Below are 20,769 nucleotides of genomic sequence, written 5' to 3'. Positions count from 1 at the left end.
GGCGCCACAGACTGATGCCCTCTGTTGGTCGCGCTGAAACGAGCGGGTAACAAGTGGCTTGTGGCCGTCACCCGGCTCAGCCGACGGCGGTGCCGAACAGCGCGCCCAGAACGAAGGTAACCCCGGCGGCGGCTCCGCCCAAGACGAGCTGCCGAAGTCCGCTGAACCACCAGCTGCGCGCCGTCACACGGGCCACAGCCGCCCCGCAGAGGAAGAGACCGAACAGCGCGACGATCACCGCGGGCCAGACCACCGTTGCGCCGATCAGGTACGGGAGCACCGGCAGCAGGGCGCCCACGCCGAAGGACAGGAACGAGGAACCGGCCGCCACCAGCGGCGACGGAAGGTCGGTCGGGTCGACGCCCAGCTCCTCGCGGGCGTGGATCTCCAGGGCCTGCTCCGGGTCCCTGGACATCTGCCGGGCCACCTCTTCGGCCAGCTCCGGCTCGACGCCCCGGGCGACGTACAGCGCGGCCAGTTCGCGCAGCTCGTCCTTGGGGTTGCGGCGCAGCTCCAGCCGCTCGACGTCCAGCTCCGCCTGGACCAGCTCCCGCTGGGAGGCGACGGAGGTGTACTCGCCCGCGGCCATCGAGAAAGCGCCCGCCGCGAGTCCCGCCAATCCGGTGATCACGATGGTCGAGGGGGCGACGTTGCCGCCGGCGACGCCGGTCATGAGCGCGAGGTTCGACACCAGACCGTCCATCGCCCCGAACACGGCCGGACGCAGCCAGCCGCCGCTGACGTCCCGGTGGGTGTGGTGCGCCACGTGGTACGGCGCGACCCGCTCGTCCTCCACGGCTGACGGCATGGTCGATGTGCTCCTTCCCCCGGGGCGGCGATCCCCGCGTCCCTCCCTCGAACGCCTCGACCGTACGCTCGAATTCCCTGCGTTTCCAGCAAGGAAAGCCTGCCTTACCTGCGAAAACGCGCCCGGAGGGGAAACGCCGCGGCCGCCGTCACCAGGGTGGTGAACGGCGGCCGCGTGCTGCGCGACGTACGCGTCAGAGGTTCTTGGCGGGCTTGGCCTCGGCGTCGACGGGGACGGCGCCGTCCTCCTCGTCCCGGTCCGGGCCGGGCTCCGCCTCGTCGGCTTCGGTCTTCTCGGCGTCCGCGTCAGTCGCCTGCTCGCCCTTGGCGTCCTCGGCGTCCTTGGCCTTCGCCTCGGGGTCCGTCCCCTCCGCGGGGGCCTCGGCCGCGGCGACGGCCGCCGGCTCGACGACCTCCTCACGGCCCGGCCGCAGCCTCGCCGAGACCACGATGTAGACCACGGCGGCGACGAAGACCAGGATCGACGTCCAGTCGTTGAGACGCAGGCCGAGGACGTGGTGGGCGTCGTCGACGCGCAGGTACTCGATCCAGAAGCGCCCGACGGTGTACGCCGCGACGTAGAGCGCGAAGGCGCGGCCGTGGCCGAGCCGGAAGCGCCGGTCGGCCCAGATAACCAGCAGGGCCACGCCCACGCACCACAGCGACTCGTAGAGGAAGGTCGGGTGGTACGTCGCGACGTCCAGGCTGTCCGCCGGCCGGTGGGCGCTGTCGATCTTCAGCGCCCAGGGCAGATCGGTGGCGCGCCCGTACAGCTCCTGGTTGAACCAGTTGCCCCAGCGGCCGATGGCCTGGGCGAAGGCGATGCCCGGGGCCACGGCGTCGGCGTACGCGGGCAGCGAGATACCGCGGCGCCGGCAGCCGATCCAGGCGCCGAGAGCGCCCAGGGCGATGGCGCCCCAGATGCCGAGGCCGCCCTCCCAGATCTTGAACGCGTTGATCCAGTCCTTGCCCTCACCGAAGTAGAGCTCGTAACTGGTGATCACGTGGTAGAGGCGGCCGCCGACCAGGCCGAAGGGCACCGCCCAGACGGCGATGTCGGCGACCGTGGTCTTCAGTCCGCCGCGGGCGACCCATCGCCTGCCGCCGAGCCACACGGCCACGAAGACACCGATGATGATGCAGAAGGCATAGCCGCGCAGAGGGATGGGGCCGAAGTGGATGACCCCGCGCGACGGGCTGGGGATGAAGGCGATGAGTTCCATGGCACTGCCGACGCTACCGTGCCGGGCGGGTGCGGCGGGCACCCGCCCGGCAACGGCTGGATAACGGGCGGGAGCTCAGCCGCCCTGCGAGGCCGCGGGCGAGCCTCCCGCGGGCGCGGAGCCGCTCGCCGATCCCGGCGCACCGGGCGACCCGGACGCGCTCGGCGGGGTGGCGCCCTGCGTCGCGGTGCCGGGCTTCTTGCCCTTGTTGGCCTCGGTGACCAGCTGCTTCAGCCGGTCCGCGGTCAGGTTGGGCTGCCCCTTGGCGAGCAGGTTCTCCCCGCCGTTGAGCAGGATGGTGGGCGTGGAGTTGAAGCCGGCGGCGCCGAAGGCCTCGTTGTTGGCGTTCACCCAGTCGTCGTACGTGCCGTCCTTCACGCAGGTGGTGAAGGCGTCGGTCTTCAGCCCCGGCACCTTGCCCGCCAGCTCCAGCAGGTAGGTCTTGTCGGCGAAGTGGTCGTCGTTCTCCTGCGGCTGGTTCTGGTAGAGGACGTCGTGGTAGGCGCGGAACTTGCCCTCGTCCTGCGCGCAGGCCGCGGCGTTGGCGGCGTTGAGCGAGCCGGTGCCGCCCAGGTTCCCGTCGATGAGCCGGACGAGGTGGTACTCGACCTTGAGCTGGCCCTGGTCCTGGAGGCCGTGGATGGTGTCGCGGAGTTCGTTCTCGTAGGCCGCGCAGGCCGGGCACCGGAAGTCCTCGTACACGGTCAGGGTGGACGGGGCGTCGCTCGCGCCGTTGGGGAGGGCCAGCTTGTCCTTGCCGGTCGCGCCCACCGGGGTGACGGCCGGGGCGCCGGAACCACCGCTGCTGCCCGCCACCACGACCCCGATGACGGCGCCGACGGCCAGGACCCCCACCACGGAGCCCGCGACGATCAGCGTCCTCTTGCGCTTGTGCCGGCGCTCGTCCTCCGCGCGCTGCTCCTGCAGCCGGTCCCGGGCACTGCGCTTTCCTTCACGGTTCTTCTCGCTCACACCCAGGCACAACGAACCGGGGGCACGCTCGCGCGTACCCCCGGCCCATGTTTCGCCCGGAAGAGTGAGGCTCCGCTACCGGCGGACACCCTGGGCGAGGTCCGCCGCCAGCTCGCGCACCCCGGCCAGGCCCTGCTCCAGGTCCGGCGCGTCGAGCAGCCGCTTGACGAACGCCGAGCCGACGATCACCCCGTCCGCGAAGCCCGCCACCTCGGCCGCCTGGGCGGCGTTGGAGACGCCCAGGCCCACGCAGACCGGCAGTTCGGTCTGGGCGCGGGTGCGCCGCACCAGGTCGGCCGCCTCGGCGCCGACGCTCTCGCGGGTGCCGGTGACGCCCATCAGCGAGGCCGCGTAGACGAAGCCGGAGCCCGCCGCCGTGATCTTCGCCAGCCGTTCGTCCCGGCTGCTCGGGGCGACCACGAAGACGGTGGCCAGTCCGTGCTGCTCGGCGGCCTTCCGCCACACCTCGGACTCCTCCACCGGCAGGTCCGGCAGGATGCAGCCCGCGCCGCCCGCCTCGGCCAGCTCGGCGGCGAAACGCTCGGTGCCGTAGCGGTCCACCGGGTTCCAGTACGTCATGACCAGGATCGGCTTCCCGGTCGCGGCGTGCGCCTCCCGCACCGTGCGCAGCACGTCCTTGATCCGCACGCCGCCGCGCAGCGCGATGTCGTCCGCGGTCTGGATGACCGGGCCGTCCAGCACGGGGTCGCTGTGCGGCAGGCCGATCTCGAGGACGTCGGCACCGCCCTCCAGGGCCGCCTTCGCCGCCTCGATGCCGCCCTCCACGGTCGGGAAGCCGGCCGGGAGGTAGGCCACCAGGGCGGCGCGCCCCTCGGCCCTGGCCCCGGCCAGGGTCCGGTCCAGCAGCTCGATCTGCCCGCTCACCGCTGTGCTCCTTCAGCCTCGTCGTACAGCCCGAAGTAGCGGGCGGCCGTGTCCATGTCCTTGTCGCCGCGGCCGGAGAGGTTGACCAGGACCAGGCCCTCCTCGCCCAGCTCCCGGCCGACCCCCAGCGCGCCGGCGAGGGCGTGGGCGCTCTCGATGGCCGGGATGATGCCCTCGGTGCGGGACAGCAGGCGCAGCGCCTGCATCGCCTCGTCGTCGGTGACCGGGCGGTACTCGGCGCGGCCGGTCTCCTTGAGGTAGGCGTGCTCGGGGCCGATGCCGGGGTAGTCCAGGCCGGCCGAGATCGAGTAGGGCTCGGTGATCTGGCCCTCGTCGTCCTGCAGGACGTAGGAGCGGGAGCCGTGCAGGATGCCCGGCTCGCCGACGGTGAGCGTCGCCGCGTGCTCGCCGGATTCCACGCCGTGGCCGGCCGCCTCCAGGCCCACCAGGCGCACGGACTCGTCCGGGATGAAGGCGTGGAACAGGCCGATCGCGTTGGACCCGCCGCCCACGCAGGCGGCGACCACGTCCGGCAGCCGGCCCGCGCGCTCCAGGATCTGGCGGCGGGCCTCGACGCCGATGACGCGGTGGAAGTCGCGCACCATCGCCGGGAAGGGGTGCGGGCCCGCGACCGTGCCGAAGAGGTAGTGGGTGCGGTCCACGTTGGCGACCCAGTCGCGGAACGCCTCGTTGATCGCGTCCTTCAGCGTGCGGCTGCCCGACTTCACGGGGATGACCTCGGCGCCCAGGATGCGCATGCGGGCGACGTTGAGCGCCTGGCGCTCGGTGTCGACCTCGCCCATGTAGATGGTGCACTCCAGGCCGAACAGGGCGCAGGCGGTGGCCGTGGCCACGCCGTGCTGGCCGGCGCCGGTCTCGGCGATGACCCGGGTCTTGCCCATGCGCTTGGTGAGCAGCGCCTGGCCCAGCACGTTGTTGATCTTGTGCGAGCCGGTGTGGTTGAGGTCCTCCCGCTTGAGGAAGACCCGCGCCCCGCCGGCGTGCTCCGCGAACCGCGGCACCTCGGTGAGCGGGCTCGGGCGGCCGGTGTAGTGCACCAGCAGGTCGTTCAGTTCCGCGGCGAAGGCCGGATCGGACTTCGCCTTGTCGTACTCCACGGCGACCTCGTCCACGGCGGCGACCAGCGCCTCCGGGATGAACTTGCCGCCGAACCGGCCGAAGTAGCCCTCGGCACTGGGCACCCGGCCCTCGGGGTCGGGGATGAAGAAGTCTTCGGACATGACGTTCTCGGCTCCTTCGGGGGCGCGCGTCGGCAGCCCCCAGGGTTTCGCGTACCAATGGTCACGTTACGGCGCGTTCGGCGCCGCCGGCGGCATGCGCACGCCCGCGGCCGGGGAGCACGGCGGGACGCTCACCGGCGGTACGCCGGTGGGCACGCCCGTGCCCCGGTCATCAGGAGGACGGCGCTGCCGTCAGCGCCATCGGCGCCCGTTGATCTGACCCGGCTCGCAGCCGATGTGGTAGCGCACGCGGCGGCCGAGGACGCGCCGCGCGGGCGCGCGGCAGCCACGGGGACGGCAGCCCCGGGCCAGCCGCGCGTAGGTCGTCATGGTGCCGGTCAGCCCCGTCCGTGGCGCAGCGCGGGGTGCGCGCCGGCGGCCACGAGGTCGGCCACGGCGGCCTTGGGGTCGCGGCCGGTCACCAGGGACTCGCCGACGAGGACGGCGTCGGCGCCGTCGTTGGCGTAGGCGATGAGGTCGTGCGGGCCGCGGACGCCGGACTCGGCCACCTTGACGATGTGGTCCGGGATCTCCGGGGCGACGCGGGCGAAGGTGCCGCGGTCGACCTCGAGGGTCTTGAGGTTGCGCGCGTTGACGCCGATGATGCGGGCGCCCGCGTCGACGGCGCGCTCGACCTCCTCCTCGTCGTGCACCTCGACCAGCGGGGTGAGCCCGATGGACCCGGCCCGCTCGATCAGGGAGACCAGCGCGTCCTGCTCCAGCGCCGCGACGATCAGCAGCGCCAGGTCGGCACCGTAGGCGCGGGCCTCCCAGAGCTGGTAGGCGGTGACGATGAAGTCCTTGCGGAGCACGGGGATGTCGACCTTGGCCCGGACGGCCTCGAGGTCGGCCAGCGAGCCGCCGAAGCGGCGCTGCTCGGTGAGGACCGAGATGACGGCGGCGCCGCCCGCCTCGTAGTCCGCGGCCAGGCCCGCGGGGTCGGCGATGGCGGCCAGAGCACCCTTGGAGGGGCTGGACCGCTTGACCTCGCAGATGACCTTGACGCTGTCCCCGCGCAGGGCCGCCACGCCGTCCTTGGCGTCGCGCGCCTTCGCCGCCCGCTCCTTGAGCTCGTCGAGGGAGACCCGGGCCTGCCGCTCGGCGAGGTCCTCGCGGACTCCGTCGATGATCTCGTCGAGCACACTCACGCGAGAGGACCCCTTCCGAAAGCGAAACGATCAAGCCAGTGAGATGTTCCACCAGCACTGCGATGGTAACCGCCGGTGGGCGGAGGACCCGCATCCGGCGGGGCGGGGGCCCACCGGACGGACGGTCCGGGCGCCCCTTCGTCGCTGGTCAGGGCGCCAGCGCGGTCCCGAACGGAAGGTTCCGGACGACGGTGAAGAGCAGCACGACACCCGTGATCGCCCACCAGTGGACGGCCCGCAGCGCGAGCGGGAAGGGCCGGCCGCGCAGCGTCCGGGTGAGCCAGACCGTCCACACCACGGCGAAGAGCAGGTAGCCCGCCACGGCCAGCGCGTTGAGGCCGAACGCCGTGCCGAAGTCGCCGTGCATGACCGCGTACGCGCTGCGCAGTCCGCCGCAGCCGGGGCAGTACAGGCCCGTGTAGTGCAGCAGGGGGCAGACCGGGTAGTGCCCGGCCTCGTTCGGGTCGAAGGTGCCGACGTACGCGAAGGCGGCGGCGACACCGCCGAGCACGCCCAGCGGGGCGGCGAGGGCAATCGGCTTCGGCCTGGCGGCGGTCTCGGTCACGCGGTGATTGTCCCGCGCCGCGCCCGCCGGGGACACCCGGGATGGCCGGAAAGGACGCAACCGCCGCCGGCGGATGCGCCGGCGGCGGCTGCGGAGTCCGTGCCCGGGTCAGCCGTGCTGCTTCTCCGGCACCGGCTTGCCGAGGCCCGCGGCGCGCATGCCGAGACCGACCAGACCGCCCAGGGCGGCGACCGCCAGGCCGGCGAACATACCGATCGGCTCCGCCAGGACGACGAAGGCAGCCGCGACGCAGAAGCCGATGAAGGCGATGGTCACGCCGGTCCAGGCGGCAGGGGTGTGTCCGTGGCTGTTGCCCGCCATGAGTGCTCCCAAGTCGTTCTACAAAAGGGTCGTCAGTTGCTCCGCCCGCGCGATGGCGCGCGTCACGCGCCATTGTCCCCCGTTCCGCTCACGCTCCGCGCGCGGGGGGTGGCCCGGCGCGTCAGGGCGCCTCGGTGGGGTCCTCGCCGCGGTCCAGCGCCTTCCACAGGTCCTCGGGGCGCTCCTCGCCGGCGGCGGGTGCGGCGGTACGGACGGGCTGCGACGCCCCCGGGGTGTCGCGGTCGTACCGGTTCGACATCCCGGGCCAGGTCCGCGCGCGGAGGAGGGCGACGGCGCCTGCGAACAGCAGCAGCGCGCCACCGGTCGCGCAGACGCCCGGCCAGGCGCTGGTGGTGGCCCCGGTGACGGTCGTACGGCTGAGGCCGCTGGCGGTCGCCGCGGCGGCGTCCAGGGCCGCGGTGTCGCCGAGCGCGAGCAGCGCCGCCGCGAGGGCCCCGGCCCCGCACAGCGCGAGCAGCCCGCCGACGAGCAGCCGGGCCGCTCCCCGTACGGCGAAGACCGCCACGAGGGCGGCGAGTCCCACCAGCGCGAGCGCGCCCGGCACCCCGGTGACCTGGTGGCCGGAGACACTGACGGGCATCCCGCCGCCGGCGAACGGGGCGCTGCCCTTCTGCCAGGTCTTGCCCGAGGCCAGCAGCACGACCGCGGCGCCGGCCACGCCGCTCGCCAGGGCGAGGACGAGGCTGCCGCGGCCGGCCGCCGGGCGGGGTGCGGGCTCGGCGGCCGGTTCTGCGACGGTGCGGGGCCGGGGTACGGGCTGGGGTACGGAACTGCTCACCGGACCACTATCCCCCGTCGCTCCCGCGCCCCGGCACGCGGGTCCCGCCGGTGGCGGTCACGCCCCGCCGCGCATCCGGCCCGCCGTGGCGACGGCGCGGAGCACCGCGGCGGCCTTGTTCCGGCACTCGGTGTCCTCGCTGACCGGGTCGGAGTCGGCGACGATGCCGGCGCCGGCCTGGACGTAGGCGGTTCCGTCGCGCAGCACCGCGGTGCGGATGGCGATGGCGGTGTCGGAGTCCCCGGCGAAGTCGAGGTAGCCCACGGCGCCGCCGTACAGCCCGCGCCGGGTGGGCTCGAGCTCGTCGATGATCTGCATCGCGCGCGGCTTGGGCGCCCCCGACAGGGTGCCCGCGGGGAAGCAGGCGGTGAGGACGTCGAAGGCCGTGCGGCCGGCGCCGAGGCTGCCGGTGACGGTGGAGACGATGTGCATGACGTGGCTGTACCGCTCGATCGACATGAAGTCGACGACCTCGACGCTGCCGGGCTCGCAGACCCTCCCGAGGTCGTTGCGGCCCAGGTCGACGAGCATCAGGTGCTCGGCGCGCTCCTTGGGGTCGGCGAGCAGTTCGTCGGCGAGCGCCTGGTCCTCCTGGGGCGTCGCGCCGCGCGGGCGGGTGCCCGCGATGGGGTGCACCATGGCCCGGCCGTCCTCGACCTTCACCAGCGCCTCGGGGCTGGAGCCGACGACGTCGAAGCCGTCGAAGCGCAGCAGGTACATGTAGGGGGAGGGGTTGGTCGCCCGCAGCACGCGGTAGACGTCGAGCGCGCTCGCCGGGCAGGGCGTCTCGAACCGCTGCGAGGGCACGACCTGGAAGGCGTCGCCGGCCCGGATGTACTCCTTGGCCGTCTCCACCGCGGCCTGGTACGCGGCGCCGCCGAAGCGCGAGGTGACCTCCTCCGGCAGCCGGGACGGCGGCAGCTCGGCGGGCGCGGAGTCCACGGGACGGGCCAGGTCGGCGGTCATGGCGTCGAGCCGCCGCACGGCCTCGGCGTGCGCCTCGTCGACGCCGGTGTCGAGGTCGTTGTGGTTGATCGCGTTGGCGATCAACAGCACCGAGCCGTCCCAGTGGTCGAGCACCGCCAGGTCGGAGGTGAGCAGCATCGTGAGCTCGGGCAGGCCCAGGTCGTCGCGGGCGTGGTCGCCGATGCGCTCCAGGCGGCGTACGACGTCGTAGCCGAGGTAGCCGACCATGCCCCCGGTGAACGGCGGCAGGCCGGCGTCGTCGTGCAGGTCGCGCGGGGTGTGCAGGGCCTCGATCGTGGCCCGCAGCGCCTCCAGCGGGTCGCCGCCGGCCGGCACGCCGACCGGCGGCGTGCCGAGCCAGTGGGCCTGGCCGTCGCGCTCGGTCAAGGTGGCGGCGCTGCGGACGCCGACGAACGAGTAGCGGGACCACGAGCGGCCGTTCTCCGCGGACTCCAGCAGGAAGGTGCCGGGACGCTCGGCGGCGAGCTTCCGGTACAGGCCGACCGGGGTGTCCCCGTCGGCCAGCAGCTTCCTGCTGACCGGGATGACACGGCGGTCCTGCGCCAGCTTGCGGAAGGTGTCGAGGTCGGGGGTGACGGTGCCCGTGGTCATGGTCCGCAGCCTAGTGCCCGGGCGCGGCCGCTTCAGGCCAGCGGCAGTTCGCCCGCGTCGAAGCAGGTGCGGTCGCCGGTGTGGCAGGCCGCGCCGACCTGGTCGACCTTGACGAGGATCGTGTCGCCGTCGCAGTCCAGGGCCACGGACTTCACGTGCTGGACGTGCCCGGAGGTGTCGCCCTTGACCCAGTACTCCTGGCGGCTGCGGCTCCAGTAGGTGCAGCGGCCGGTGGTGAGGGTGCGGTGCAGCGCCTCGTCGTCCATCCATCCGAGCATGAGGACTTCGCCGGTGTCGTACTGCTGCGCGACGGCGGGGACGAGGCCGTCGGCGGTGCGCTTGAGACGGGCGGCGACGGCTGGGTCGAGCGGGGATTCCATACCCCCATTCTGCCCGCTGCGGGCCGCGTGACTTCGGCTCCTGCCCTCACCCCGCTCACCCGTATGGGGCATGCTTCGTCCATGAGTTTTCCTCCGCCGTCGCCGCCCGACGACCCGCGCTCCGGACAGGGCGGCGGTTTCGGGCCGCCCCCGGGGGGTTTCGGCCCGCCGCAGTACCAGCCCCAGCCGCAGCCGCAGTACCAGCCGCAGCCGATGCCGCCGTACCAGAACCAGCCGCAGTTCCCCGGGCCTGCTCAGCAGGGCGGCGGTTACGGCTACCCGCCCCCGCCGCAGCCGCCGCGCAGCGGTGGCGGCGCGAAGGTGGCCGCGATGGTCATCGGCGCGGTCGTCCTGATAGCCGTCGTCGTCGGCGGCCTGGCGATCGCGCTGAGCGGCGGCGAGGACGACGACAAGGGCGCCACCGGGTCCACGAGCAGCAGCCCCACGGCCTCGGCCCCCGCCACCGAGGACACGGCGACCGCGTCCACGGAGCCGGACCCCTCCGAGACCTTCCGCAAGTACGTCGTGCTCAGCCCCGGCCAGTGCTTCGACGATCCGGGCCTGGACAGCGGCGTCACCGAGGTCACGACGGTCTCCTGCAACGGCCCGCACGACGCCGAGGTCATCGCCAACGAGACCATCACGGGCACCTTCGACACCGAGGCCGCGCTCAAGGCCAAGGTCCTGAAGCTGTGCGAGGCGGACGCCGCCAAGCGCCTGAAGGACGTCAAGGACAACCCCGGGTACTACTACTACGCGCTGTACCCGAAGCTCTCGGGCTACCAGGTGCAGGGCAAGGACACCATCTCCTGCTCCCTGACCCTCAGCAACAAGCTGGACGGCAAGAAGCTGACGAAACCGCTGCCGTAGCTGCTGCCCACCGGCGGGGGCCGGACGTAGGCTGACGGCATGTCGACTCATGCCCAGCGTGAACGTCTGCTCCTCGCCGACCTGCTGGAGAGTGCCGGACCCGAGGCGCCAACCCTCTGTGAGGGCTGGACCACCCGCGACCTCGCCGCCCACATCGTGGTGCGGGAGCGCCGCGGTGACGCCTCGGCCGGCCTGGTCATCCCCTTCCTCGCGGACCGGTCGGAGCGTGTGCGCAAGGAGTTCGCGGAACGGCCCTTCCAGGAACTGATCCGGCTGATCCGCACCGGGCCGCCGCGGCTGTCGCCGTTCGCCCTCAAGCAGATCGACGAGGCGGCCAACACCGTCGAGTTCTTCGTCCACGCCGAGGACGTGCGCCGGGCCCAGCCGGACTGGTCGCCGCGCGAACTGGACCCCGTCTTCGCCGAACTGCTCTGGTCCCGGCTGGAGCGCTCCGCCCGGCTGCTGGGCCGCAAGGCCCCGGTCGGCGTGGTGCTGCGCCGTCCGGACGGGCAGACCGCGGTGGCGCACCGCGGCGCCCCGGTCGTCACGGTCACCGGGGAGCCCGGCGAGCTGCTGCTGTTCGCCTTCGGCCGGCAGGACTCCGCCCGGGTGGAGACCGAGGGCGACAAGGACGCGGTGACCCGGCTGTACGACGCCAGGCTCGGGATCACCGCCTGAGTCCGGCTACCCGGGGCGGCGGGCGAGTTCCGCCCGCCGCAGCGCCGGCGCGGCGAGTCCCGCGACGGCCCCCGCGGCCGCGACCGCCGCACTGGCGACGAACACCGGCTGCGGACCCCAGGCGCCGATGGCGGCCCCGGTGAGCGGGTAGCTCATCGGGGCGACGCCGAGCGAGAACAGCGCGGCCACCGAACTGACCCGGCCGAGGTAGGCGGGGTCGGTGAGGGTCTGCAGCAGGGCTCCGCACAGTGCGCCGCTCAGTCCCGCCACGAGGCCGATCACGACGGCCACGGCGACCGCCCCCGGCAGCGCCGGGACGAAGGCGAAGGCGGCCACCGCGACCGCCCCCAGCCCCAGACAGCAGGCCTGGGCCAGTCCGGCGCGCGGCAGCCGGCCGCGCACCGTCAGCAGCAGTGAGGCGGCACCCGCGCCGGCACCGAAGCCGCTGACGATCCAGCCGAGCCCGGCGGCGCCCCAGCCCCGGTCGGCGGCGACCAGCACGAGGCCGATGTTGAACGGCCCGGTGAAACCGAGCTCGCCGACCGCGATGACGACCATGAGTGCGGTGAGCGCGCGCCGTCCGCGGATGTGGCGCAGGCCGTCCACCAGCTCCCGCCACGGGGTGCCGCCCGCCTGTGCGGCCCGGTCGTCGGGCGGCAGCGGGGCCACGCGGACGGCCAGCAGCAGCACGAGCGAGACCGCGAACAGCACGCCCGCGACGGCGAACGCGGTGGGGGCGCCGCCGGTCGCGACGGCCGTGCCGCCGAGCGAGGCGCCGGCCACGTTGCCGACCCGCATCGCGATGCCCTTCATCCCGTGCAGGCGGCCCAGTTGGTCCGGGCCGGTGATGCGCGTCGGCAGGGCGCCGACGGCGGGCAGGAACACCGCGTCCACGGCGCCGAAGAGCACCGCGACCACGGCCAGCGCCCACAGCCCGGGGGTGGTGAGGGCGAGCAGCGCGGCCGCCGCGAACATCACCGCGCACCGGGTCAGATCACTGCCGATGACGATGCGTCGCGGCCCGAACCGGTCGGCCAGCACTCCCCCACCGAGCATCAGCACCGCGCGCGGCACGGCGGCCGCCGCGAGGACCAGGCCGGCCCGCCCGGGGTCCCCGGCGCGGGTGGCGGCCCAGGACAGGGCGAGGAACCACACGGCGTCGCCGACGAGCGAGGCGGTGAAGGCGGCGAGCCAGCGCAGGACGTTGGCGTCCCGGTGGGCGGGGGCACGGGAAGGGGACAGGGACGGTGCGGCGGTGGCGGGCGCCGTCATGCGGTCGCCTCCTTCGGGGTTCACGGCCGGTGGGGGAATCCGTACAGGTGCACCGCGACGTGCTCACGGCCCTCGGTGTCGCCCGCCTCCTCGGCGGCGCGCCCACGGTCGACCCAGCGCATGACCAGCTCGCCCAGCTCATCGCCGAACCGGCGCATCTCCTGCGCGGTGAGCCGGGGCATGTACTCGGAGCTGAAGGACGCGTCGGTCCACTCCTTGTCCCAGGCGAACTGCTGGTCGAGGTAGGCGGCGTAGCGCGCGTACCGGGTGGCGAGCAGCTGCCGGGTCACCTCGCCCATGACGGCGGCGCCCTCGGGGCGGTCGGCGAAGTCCGAGGTGCGGAAGGTGAATCCGCGCTCGGAGCTGACCTTCCACCACCGCTCGCGGCCGTCCGAGCTCTGCCCGGGGGCCTCGGTGATGAAGCCGTGCGCGGCGAGCTTGCGCAGGTGGTAACTGACCAGCGACACCGCCTCGTCGACCTGGTCGGCCAGCTGGGAGGCGGTCGCGGTGCGGGCGGTGAACAGGGCGCGGTAGAGCTCGATGCGCAGCGTGTGCGTGAAGACCTTGAGCGCGTCGAGGTCGGTGATCCTGCGGGGGTCTGCGGAGGTCTCTTCCGTCTCTTCCTCGGGCATACCCAGGAGGCTAGATAGGAAAGGAAATTTGCGCAATAGAAATTGCGCAACTGATCCTGCACATCGGGGCCACGCGCGGTACGGCGGCCGGTCGGGGGGTCCACCCGTGAGGGCGACGGCGGTCAAGGCCCGTGCCACGAGGCGGACTTCGCGGCCGATGCCGACGGGGACCTCACGCCCCCCGCCCGGAGCCGGGCAGGCACAACACGTACGGACCGGCTTCGGCCCCACGGACCTCGGACGGCTGGAGGAGAACCGGCTGGAGGAGAACCGTGCGCCGGGTGAGACCCTGGTGCACGACGTGATCGCCGCAAAGCTCGACCTCCGTGGGTGACGTGTGCCGTACCTGAAGCTGCTCCGCCGGCCCCATGTGGGCCGGTTGCTGTCCGGTTCGCTCGTCGGACGGCTGCCGACCGCGATGGCGGCCCTGGCCATCGCGCTGGCGCTCCGCGCGGCCGGCGCGGACTACCGGCTGGTGGGCGCCGCCGGGGGCATCTACGCGGTGTCCGGAGCGATCGGCGGGCCACTGCTCGGACGGTGGGCGGACCGGCTGGGCCAGCCGCGCGTGCTGATCGTCTCGGCGCTGGTCTCGGCCGGCGGCTTCGCCGCGCTGGCCGCCGCACCGGGCAGCACGGTGGTGGCCGTGCTCGGCCCGGCCGTCGCCGGGGCCGCCTCGCCGCCGCTGGAGCCGTGCCTGCGGGCGCTCTGGCCCGACCTGGTCGAGCCGGACGAACTGGAGTCGGCGTACGCCGTGGACGCCGGCGCGCAGGAACTGGTCTTCATCGCCGGCCCGCTGCTGGTCGGCGGGCTGGCGGTGCTCGGCCCGGCCCGGCTGGCGCTGCTGGCCGCGGCCGTCCTCGGGGTGGTGGGTGCGCTCTCCGTCGCGACCTCCGCGCCCTCCCGTGCCTGGGCCTCCGCCACCCGTTCCGTCGACTGGCTGGGTCCGCTGCGCAACCGGGCCCTCGTGGTGCTGCTGTGCGCGCTGGCCGGATGCGGCTGGGCCCTGGGCACGTTCAACGTCTTCGCCGTCGCCTACGCCGAGCGCCACCCGCTGCCCGGCGGCGCCGGCACCCTGCTGGCGCTGAACTCCACCGGCGCCCTGATCGGCGCCCTGCTGATCGCCGTCCTGCCCTGGCGGGCGGACGCGGCCACCAAGGCGGCCGTCACCGGTGCCGGGATGGCCGTCACCTTCTGGCCCTTCGCCTTGGTCCCCGGCCCGCTGCCGATGGTGCCGGCCGCCCTGCTGAGCGGGGTGTTCTTCGCGCCGCTGCTCACCGTGGTCTTCGGGCTCACCGGCGAACTCGCCCCGGCGGGCACCGTCACCGAGGCCTTCGCCTGGCTGGTCACCCTGGTCACCACCGGCATCGCGGGCGGCTCCGCCGTCAGCGGCCTGATCCTCGCCGACGGCTCCCTCGCCGCGGCCGCCGTCAGCGCCGCGAGCGGCGTCACCCTCACCGCCCTCACCCTCGCCGCCGCGCGGCCCCTCCTGGCCCGCGACCGCGTCACCGTCCGGGCCGCGGGATAGTCCGGGTCGCGGGCTGGAACGGGCGCGGCGCGCGGTCCGGGGCGCCTAGCGCACCGGGTGCCCGGCGTCCCGGAGGGTCCGCTTGACCTCGCCGATGCGCAGGTCGCCGAAGTGGAAGACGGAGGCGGCCAGGACGGCGTCGGCGCCGGCGGCGACGGCCGGGGGGAAGTCGGTGAGGCGGCCCGCGCCGCCGGAGGCGATGACGGGGACGGTGACGTGCTTGCGGACGGCGGCGATCATCTCCGTGTCGTAGCCGTCCTTGGTGCCGTCGGCGTCCATCGAGTTGAGCAGGATCTCGCCGGCACCCAGTTCGGCCGCGCGGTGCGCCCACTCCACGGCGTCGATGCCGGTGCCCTGGCGGCCGCCGTGCGTGGTCACCTCGTAGCCGGACGGCGTCCCGGCGTCGGTGCGGCGGGCGTCCACGGACAGCACCAGCACCTGGCGGCCGAACCGCTCGGCGATCTCGCGCAGCAGCTCGGGACGGGCGATCGCGGCGGTGTTGACGCCCACCTTGTCGGCCCCGGCGCGCAGCAGCTTGTCGACGTCCTCTGCGGACCGCACGCCGCCGCCGACGGTGAGCGGGATGAAGACCTGCTCGGCGGTGCGCCGCACCACGTCGTAGGTCGTCTCGCGGTTGCCGGAGGAGGCGGTGATGTCGAGGAAGGTCAGCTCGTCGGCGCCCTCGGCGTCGTACAGCTTGGCCATCTCGACGGGGTCGCCGGCGTCCCGCAGGTTCCGGAAGTTGACGCCCTTGACGACCCGGCCGTTGTCCACGTCCAGGCAGGGGATGACTCGGACCGCCAGGGTCATGGTGCTCAAGCTCCTCGGAATGCTTCCAGTTCGACTTCGACCAGGACCCGGGAGTCCACGAAACCGGAGACGACGACCACCGTCGCGGTGGGTCGCACGGCGTCGAAGAACTCCTTGTGGGCCCGGCCCACCGCGTCCACGTCGCGGGCGTGGGTGAGGTACATGCGGGTGCGGACGACCGATTCGGCGCCGAGGCCGAACTCCTCCAGCACGCCGAGCGCGTTGGTGAACGCCGTCTTGGCCTGCTCGTACGGGTCGCCCTCGCCGTACAGCATGGCGCCGACGAACGGCATCGTGCCGCCGACGAGGACCCGGTCCCCCGCCTCGACGCCACGTGCGAAACCGAACTGCTCCTCCCAGGGGCTGTCGCTCTGCACACGCCGTACGGCAGGGGTTTGGGTCATCGCGACACAGCCTCCAGAGCCTCTTCCAAGGTGAACGCCTTGGCGTACAGGGCCTTACCCACGATGGCGCCTTCGACGCCCTCCGGGACCAGAGTCGCGAGGACCCGCAGGTCGTCGAGGGAGGAGACACCGCCGGAGGCGACCACCGGCCGGTCGGTCGCGGCGCACACGTTCCTGAGCAGCTCGACGTTGGGGCCCTGGAGGGTGCCGTCCTTGTTGATGTCGGTGACGACGTAGCGGGCGCAGCCCTCGGAGTCGAGGCGGGCCAGCGTCTCGTAGAGGTCGCCGCCGTCGCGGGTCCAGCCGCGGCCGCGCAGGGTGGTGCCGCGGACGTCCAGGCCGACCGCGATCCGGTCGCCGTGCTCGGCGATGACCTTGGCGACCCACTCCGGGGTCTCCAGGGCGGCGGTGCCGAGGTTGACCCGGGTGCAGCCGGTGGCGAGCGCCGCGGCCAGCGTCCCGTCGTCGCGGATGCCGCCGGACAGCTCGACCTTGATGTCCATGGAGCGGGCGACCTCGGCGATCTGCCCCCGGTTGTCCCCGGTGCCGAAGGCGGCGTCCAGGTCGACCAGGTGCAGCCATTCGGCACCGGCCTGCTGCCAGGCCAGGGCGGCGGCCATCGGGTCGCCGTAGGACGTCTCGGAGCCGGACTCGCCGTGGACGAGGCGGACGGCCTGGCCGTCGCGGACGTCGACGGCTGGAAGGAGTTCGAGGCGGTGCGTCGTGCTCATGGCGGCGTACGTCCTAGTCCTTGAAGGTGTCGAGCCAGTTGGTCAGCAGCTGGGCGCCGGCGTCGCCGGACTTCTCCGGATGGAACTGGGTGGCCCACAGCGGACCGTTCTCCACCGCCGCGACGAAGGGCTCGCCGTGCGTGGCCCAGGTGACCTTCGGGACCCGGATGCCGGGGTTGGCGGTCTCCAGCTCCCAGCTGCGCACCGCGTAGGAGTGCACGAAGTAGAAGCGGGCGTCGGCGTCCAGGCCCGCGAACAGCCGGGAGTCCTCGGGCGCCTTGACGGTGTTCCAGCCCATGTGCGGCACGACCGGTGCGCGCAGCGGCTCCACGGTGCCGGGCCACTCCTCGCAGCCCTCCGTGGTGACGCCGTGCTCGACGCCCTTCTCGAAGAGGATCTGCATGCCGACGCAGATGCCCATCACGGGCCTGCCGCCCGACAGCCGGCGGCCGATGATCCACTCACCGCGCACCGCCTTCAGCCCCGCCATGCAGGCGGCGAAGGCGCCGACACCGGGGACGAGCAGCCCGTCGGCGTTCATGGCCCTGTCGAAGTCGGCGGTGATCTCCACGTCCGCGCCGACCCGGGCGAGCGCGCGCTCGGCGGAACGGACGTTGCCGAAGCCGTAGTCGAGGACCACGACCTTCTTGGCGGCCTTGCTCATCTGCCGGAACCCCCTACAGCCGCAGCAGGCCGGCCGCCAGCGACATGGCGGAGCCGACACCGAGCAGCACGACGACGCTCTTGGGCATCTTCTGCTTCCAGAAGGAATACACCCCGCCGGCCAGGAAGAGACCGAGCAGGATGAAGAGAACGGCCGGCTTGCTCATCAGAGGGCGCCCTTCGTCGACGGGAGGATGCCCGCGGCGCGCGGGTCGCGCTCGGAGGCGTAGCGCAGGGCCCGGGCCAGCGCTTTGAACTGGCACTCCACGATGTGGTGGGCGTTGCGCCCGTACGGCACGTGGACGTGCAGCGCGATCTGCGCCTGGGCGACGAAGGACTCCAGGATGTGCCGGGTCATCGTCGTGTCGTAGGAGCCGATCATCGGCGCCATGTTCTCGGGTTCGGTGTGCACCAGGTACGGGCGGCCCGACAGGTCGACGGTGACCTGGGCGAGGGACTCGTCCAGCGGCACGGTGCAGTTGCCGAAGCGGTAGATGCCCACCTTGTCGCCGAGCGCCTGCTTGAAGGCGGCGCCCAGCGCGAGGGCGGTGTCCTCGATGGTGTGGTGGGTGTCGATGTGCAGGTCGCCCTCGGTCTTGACCGTGAGGTCGAAGAGGCCGTGGCGGCCGAGCTGGTCGAGCATGTGGTCGTAGAAGCCGACTCCGGTGGAGATCTCGGTCCTGCCGGTGCCGTCGAGGTCGAGTTCGACGACGACGGACGTCTCCTTGGTCGTGCGCTCCACGCGGCCGACGCGGGTCATGTGGTTACTGCTCCTTCTTCAGCTCGCGTACCGCTTCGAGGAACGCGTCGTTCTCGGCCGGGGTGCCCGCGGTGACCCGCAGCCAGCCCGGTACGCCGTTGTCGCGGACGAGCACGCCGCGGTCGAGGATCGCCTGCCAGGCGCGGTGGCTGTCCTCGAAGCGGCCGAACTGGACGAAGTTGGCGTCGGAGTCGGTGACCTCGCAGCCGATCGCCCTCAGCTCGCCGACCAGGCGGTCCCGCTCGGCCTTCAGCTGCTCGACGTACCCCAGCAGCGTATCGGTGTGCTCCAGGGCGGCCAGCGCGGTGGCCTGGGTGACGGCCGACAGGTGGTACGGCAGCCGCACCAGCTGGACGGCGTCCACCACCGCCGGGTCGGCGGCGAGGTAGCCCAGCCGCAGGCCGGCCGCGCCGAAGGCCTTCGACATGGTGCGGCTGACCACCATGTTGGGGCGGCCCTCGATCAGCGGCAGCAGGGACGGGCCGTGGCTGAACTCGCCGTACGCCTCGTCGACCACCACCAGGGCGGGACGGGCGGCCTGGGCGGCCTCGTACAGCGCCACGACGGTGTCGGCGGCGACGGCGGTCCCGGTCGGGTTGTTGGGCGAGGTGATGAAGACCACGTTCGGCCGCTGCTCGGCGATGACCCGCGCGGCGGCGGCCACGTCGATGGTGAAGTCCTCGCGGCGCGGGCCGGAGATCCAGCCGGTGCCGGTGCCACGGGAGATCAGCCCGTGCATGGAGTACGAGGGCTCGAAGCCGATCGCGGTGCGCCCGGGGCCGCCGAAGGTCTGCAGCAGTTGCTGGATGACCTCGTTGGAGCCGTTGGCGGCCCACACGTTGGCGAGTCCCACCTCGTGGCCCGCGGTGCGGGTCAGGTACCCGGCCAGTTCGGTGCGGAGCTCCACCGCGTCCCGGTCGGGGTAGCGGTTGAGGTCGCGGGCGGCCTCGCGGACCCGCTCGGCGATCCGCTCGACCAACGCCTCGGGCAGCGGGTAGGGGTTCTCGTTGGTGTTCAGGCGTACGGGGACGTCGAGTTGCGGGGCGCCGTAGGGGGACATGCCGCGCAGTTCGTCCCGGATGGGCAGGTCGTCGATGCCGGTCACGGACCCGGTACCGTCCAATCGAATCGGGCGCGGACCGCGGCGCCGTGCGCGGGCAGGTCCTCGGCGTCGGCCAGGGTCACCACGTGCGCGGCGATCTCGGCGAGCGCCTCGCGGGTGTAGTCCACGACGTGGATGCCGCGCAGGAAGGACTGCACGGACAGGCCCGAGGAGTGGCAGGCACAGCCGCCGGTGGGCAGGACGTGGTTGGAGCCCGCCGCGTAGTCGCCGAGCGAGACGGGCGCGTACGCGCCGACGAAGACCGCGCCCGCGTTGCGCACCCGGGCGGCGACGGCGGCGGCGTCCGCGGTCTGGATCTCCAGGTGCTCGGCCGCGTAGGCGTCCACCACCTGCAGGCCCTGCTCGATCCCGTCGACCAGGACGATGCCGGACTGGCGGCCGGACAGCGCGGGGGCGATCCGGTCCTCGACGTGCCTGGTCGCGGCGACCTGGGTCACCAGCTCCTTCTCCACCGCCTCGGCGAGGTCCACGGAGTCGGTGACCAGGACGGCGGCGGCCAGCGGGTCGTGCTCGGCCTGGCTGATCAGGTCGGCGGCGACGTGCACCGGGTCGGCGGTGGCGTCGGCGAGGATGGCGATCTCGGTCGGGCCGGCCTCCGCGTCGATGCCGATGCGGCCCTTGAGCAGGCGCTTGGCGGCGGCGACCCAGATGTTGCCGGGCCCGGTGACCATGTTCACCGGACGGCACTCCTCGGTGCCGTAGGCGAACATCGCGACGGCCTGGGCGCCGCCCGCGGCGTACACCTCGTCCACGCCGAGCAGCGCGCACGCGGCGAGGATCGTCGGGTGCGGGAGCCCGCCGAACTCCTTCTGCGGCGGGGAGGCGACGGCCATCGAGCCGACCTTGGCCTCCTGCGCGGGCACCACGTTCATCACCACGGAGGACGGGTAGACCGAGCGGCCGCCGGGCACGTACAGGCCCACGCGGTCCACCGGCACCCAGCGCTCGGTGACGGTGCCGCCCGGCACGACCTGCGTGGTGTGGTCGGTGCGGCGCTGCTCGCCGTGGACGAGCCGGGCCCGGCGGACCGACTCCTCCAGCGCGGCCCACACCTTCGGGTCCAGCTCCGCCAGGGCCCGGGTCAGCGCCTCGGCCGGAACGCGCACCCGGTCGATGGTGACGCCGTCGAACTTCTCCGCGTAGTCGATCAGTGCCGCGGTGCCACGATGCTTCACGTCCTCGCAGATCGGGCGCACCTTCTCCAGTGCGGCCTCGACGTCGAGCTCGGCACGGGGCAGCAGGTCGCGGTCGACGCCGTCCGCCGGGAAGGCGTCGCCGCGCAGATCGATTCGGGAGATCACCCTCCCAAGTGTAGAGAACCGCCCTCACGGCCTTCGTCGAGTATCAGTCCGTGATACGCGTACGGGCCCCGTCCCATGATC

25 protein-coding genes are annotated in these 20,769 nt (G+C 73.3%); 4 read left to right on the top strand and 21 right to left on the bottom strand.

Going from position 1 to position 20,769, the window contains the following annotated elements; translation table 11 throughout:
* Positions 1–76: 76 nt before the first annotated feature.
* The 11 genes from OG937_31540 to hisI all read right to left on the bottom strand — a co-directional run bounded on the left by OG937_31540 (position 77) and on the right by hisI (position 9,919).
* On the bottom strand, positions 77–808 hold the full coding sequence (locus tag OG937_31540) for a VIT1/CCC1 transporter family protein (protein ID WUD75907.1): 732 nt from the start codon (positions 806–808) through the stop codon (positions 77–79).
* Between the two features lie 193 nt (positions 809–1,001).
* On the bottom strand, positions 1,002–2,030 hold the full coding sequence (lgt, locus tag OG937_31535; protein ID WUD75906.1) for a prolipoprotein diacylglyceryl transferase: 1,029 nt from the start codon (positions 2,028–2,030) through the stop codon (positions 1,002–1,004).
* Between the two features lie 75 nt (positions 2,031–2,105).
* On the bottom strand, positions 2,106–3,002 hold the full coding sequence (locus OG937_31530; GenBank protein ID WUD75905.1) for a DsbA family protein: 897 nt from the start codon (positions 3,000–3,002) through the stop codon (positions 2,106–2,108).
* A gap of 75 nt (positions 3,003–3,077) precedes the next feature.
* Entirely contained in the window at positions 3,078–3,887 is an 810-nt protein-coding gene (trpA, locus tag OG937_31525; protein ID WUD75904.1) for a tryptophan synthase subunit alpha, read from the bottom strand.
* Complete coding sequence (gene trpB / locus OG937_31520; GenBank protein ID WUD75903.1) at positions 3,884–5,128, bottom strand: tryptophan synthase subunit beta; 1,245 nt, start codon at positions 5,126–5,128, stop codon at positions 3,884–3,886. The genes trpA and trpB overlap by 4 nt, the downstream gene beginning before the upstream one ends.
* Positions 5,129–5,466: 338 nt before the next feature.
* Positions 5,467–6,276, bottom strand: coding sequence for an indole-3-glycerol phosphate synthase TrpC (trpC, locus tag OG937_31515; GenBank protein WUD75902.1), 810 nt, complete (start codon positions 6,274–6,276; stop codon positions 5,467–5,469).
* Positions 6,277–6,424: 148 nt separating this feature from the next.
* Complete coding sequence (locus OG937_31510; protein WUD75901.1) at positions 6,425–6,841, bottom strand: DUF2752 domain-containing protein; 417 nt, start codon at positions 6,839–6,841, stop codon at positions 6,425–6,427.
* Positions 6,842–6,949: 108 nt separating this feature from the next.
* Positions 6,950–7,162 carry a hypothetical protein gene (locus OG937_31505; GenBank protein WUD75900.1) on the bottom strand — a complete coding sequence of 71 codons (213 nt, stop codon included), beginning with the start codon at positions 7,160–7,162 and terminating at the stop codon, positions 6,950–6,952.
* Between the two features lie 121 nt (positions 7,163–7,283).
* Complete coding sequence (locus OG937_31500) at positions 7,284–7,961, bottom strand: TIGR02234 family membrane protein (protein WUD75899.1); 678 nt, start codon at positions 7,959–7,961, stop codon at positions 7,284–7,286.
* Between the two features lie 57 nt (positions 7,962–8,018).
* Positions 8,019–9,539 carry an anthranilate synthase component I gene (locus OG937_31495; protein WUD75898.1) on the bottom strand — a complete coding sequence of 507 codons (1,521 nt, stop codon included), beginning with the start codon at positions 9,537–9,539 and terminating at the stop codon, positions 8,019–8,021.
* A 32-nt stretch (positions 9,540–9,571) separates the two neighbouring features.
* Entirely contained in the window at positions 9,572–9,919 is a 348-nt protein-coding gene (gene hisI / locus OG937_31490; protein ID WUD75897.1) for a phosphoribosyl-AMP cyclohydrolase, read from the bottom strand.
* An 81-nt stretch (positions 9,920–10,000) separates the two neighbouring features.
* On the opposite strand from hisI, the gene OG937_31485 reads away from it, so the two are divergent.
* Together OG937_31485 and OG937_31480 are read left to right on the top strand one after the other, a co-directional pair.
* On the top strand, positions 10,001–10,789 hold the full coding sequence (locus OG937_31485; protein WUD75896.1) for a hypothetical protein: 789 nt from the start codon (positions 10,001–10,003) through the stop codon (positions 10,787–10,789).
* A gap of 39 nt (positions 10,790–10,828) precedes the next feature.
* Entirely contained in the window at positions 10,829–11,467 is a 639-nt protein-coding gene (locus OG937_31480) for a TIGR03085 family metal-binding protein (GenBank protein ID WUD75895.1), read from the top strand.
* 6 nt (positions 11,468–11,473) lie between these two features.
* On the opposite strand, the gene OG937_31475 is transcribed toward OG937_31480, so the two are convergent.
* Both OG937_31475 and OG937_31470 read right to left on the bottom strand, forming a co-directional pair.
* Positions 11,474–12,739, bottom strand: a complete 1,266-nt coding sequence (locus tag OG937_31475) for an MFS transporter (protein WUD75894.1) — start codon at positions 12,737–12,739, stop codon at positions 11,474–11,476.
* 20 nt (positions 12,740–12,759) lie between these two features.
* Complete coding sequence (locus OG937_31470; GenBank protein ID WUD75893.1) at positions 12,760–13,371, bottom strand: helix-turn-helix domain-containing protein; 612 nt, start codon at positions 13,369–13,371, stop codon at positions 12,760–12,762.
* Between the two features lie 157 nt (positions 13,372–13,528).
* Here OG937_31470 and OG937_31465 point away from each other — a divergent pair, with 157 nt between their 5' ends.
* Both OG937_31465 and OG937_31460 read left to right on the top strand, forming a co-directional pair.
* A complete protein-coding gene (locus OG937_31465) occupies positions 13,529–13,705 on the top strand; it encodes a hypothetical protein (protein ID WUD75892.1) in 177 nt (58 codons plus the stop codon).
* Positions 13,706–13,708: 3 nt separating this feature from the next.
* Complete coding sequence (locus tag OG937_31460) at positions 13,709–14,896, top strand: MFS transporter (protein ID WUD75891.1); 1,188 nt, start codon at positions 13,709–13,711, stop codon at positions 14,894–14,896.
* A 45-nt stretch (positions 14,897–14,941) separates the two neighbouring features.
* Here OG937_31460 and hisF read toward each other — a convergent pair whose 3' ends face one another.
* The 8 genes from hisF to hisD are packed head-to-tail and all read right to left on the bottom strand — an operon-like array spanning position 14,942 to position 20,688.
* On the bottom strand, positions 14,942–15,706 hold the full coding sequence (gene hisF / locus OG937_31455; GenBank protein ID WUD75890.1) for an imidazole glycerol phosphate synthase subunit HisF: 765 nt from the start codon (positions 15,704–15,706) through the stop codon (positions 14,942–14,944).
* 5 nt (positions 15,707–15,711) lie between these two features.
* The gene (locus OG937_31450; protein ID WUD75889.1) at positions 15,712–16,110 is read right to left on the bottom strand and encodes a RidA family protein; all 399 of its coding nucleotides are present in this window, start codon (positions 16,108–16,110) and stop codon (positions 15,712–15,714) included.
* Complete coding sequence (priA, locus tag OG937_31445; protein WUD75888.1) at positions 16,107–16,841, bottom strand: bifunctional 1-(5-phosphoribosyl)-5-((5-phosphoribosylamino)methylideneamino)imidazole-4-carboxamide isomerase/phosphoribosylanthranilate isomerase PriA; 735 nt, start codon at positions 16,839–16,841, stop codon at positions 16,107–16,109. Before priA ends, OG937_31450 begins: the two co-directional genes overlap by 4 nt.
* Before the next feature lie 13 nt (positions 16,842–16,854).
* Positions 16,855–17,505 (bottom strand): imidazole glycerol phosphate synthase subunit HisH, encoded by a 651-nt coding sequence (gene hisH, locus OG937_31440; GenBank protein WUD75887.1) that lies wholly within the window; start codon positions 17,503–17,505, stop codon positions 16,855–16,857.
* 13 nt (positions 17,506–17,518) lie between these two features.
* Entirely contained in the window at positions 17,519–17,671 is a 153-nt protein-coding gene (locus tag OG937_31435) for a hypothetical protein (protein WUD75886.1), read from the bottom strand.
* On the bottom strand, positions 17,671–18,264 hold the full coding sequence (hisB, locus tag OG937_31430) for an imidazoleglycerol-phosphate dehydratase HisB (protein WUD75885.1): 594 nt from the start codon (positions 18,262–18,264) through the stop codon (positions 17,671–17,673). Before hisB ends, OG937_31435 begins: the two co-directional genes overlap by 1 nt.
* Before the next feature lie 4 nt (positions 18,265–18,268).
* On the bottom strand, positions 18,269–19,369 hold the full coding sequence (locus OG937_31425) for a histidinol-phosphate transaminase (GenBank protein ID WUD75884.1): 1,101 nt from the start codon (positions 19,367–19,369) through the stop codon (positions 18,269–18,271).
* A complete protein-coding gene (hisD, locus tag OG937_31420) occupies positions 19,366–20,688 on the bottom strand; it encodes a histidinol dehydrogenase (GenBank protein WUD75883.1) in 1,323 nt (440 codons plus the stop codon). Before hisD ends, OG937_31425 begins: the two co-directional genes overlap by 4 nt.
* Positions 20,689–20,769: the final 81 nt, after the last annotated feature.

The sequence above is a fragment of the Streptomyces sp. NBC_00510 genome, from assembly GCA_036013505.1.
Lineage (GTDB): Bacteria > Actinomycetota > Actinomycetes > Streptomycetales > Streptomycetaceae > Actinacidiphila.
Note: the sequence above shows the minus strand (reverse complement) of the source record. Positions and strands in the feature narration are given on the sequence as shown.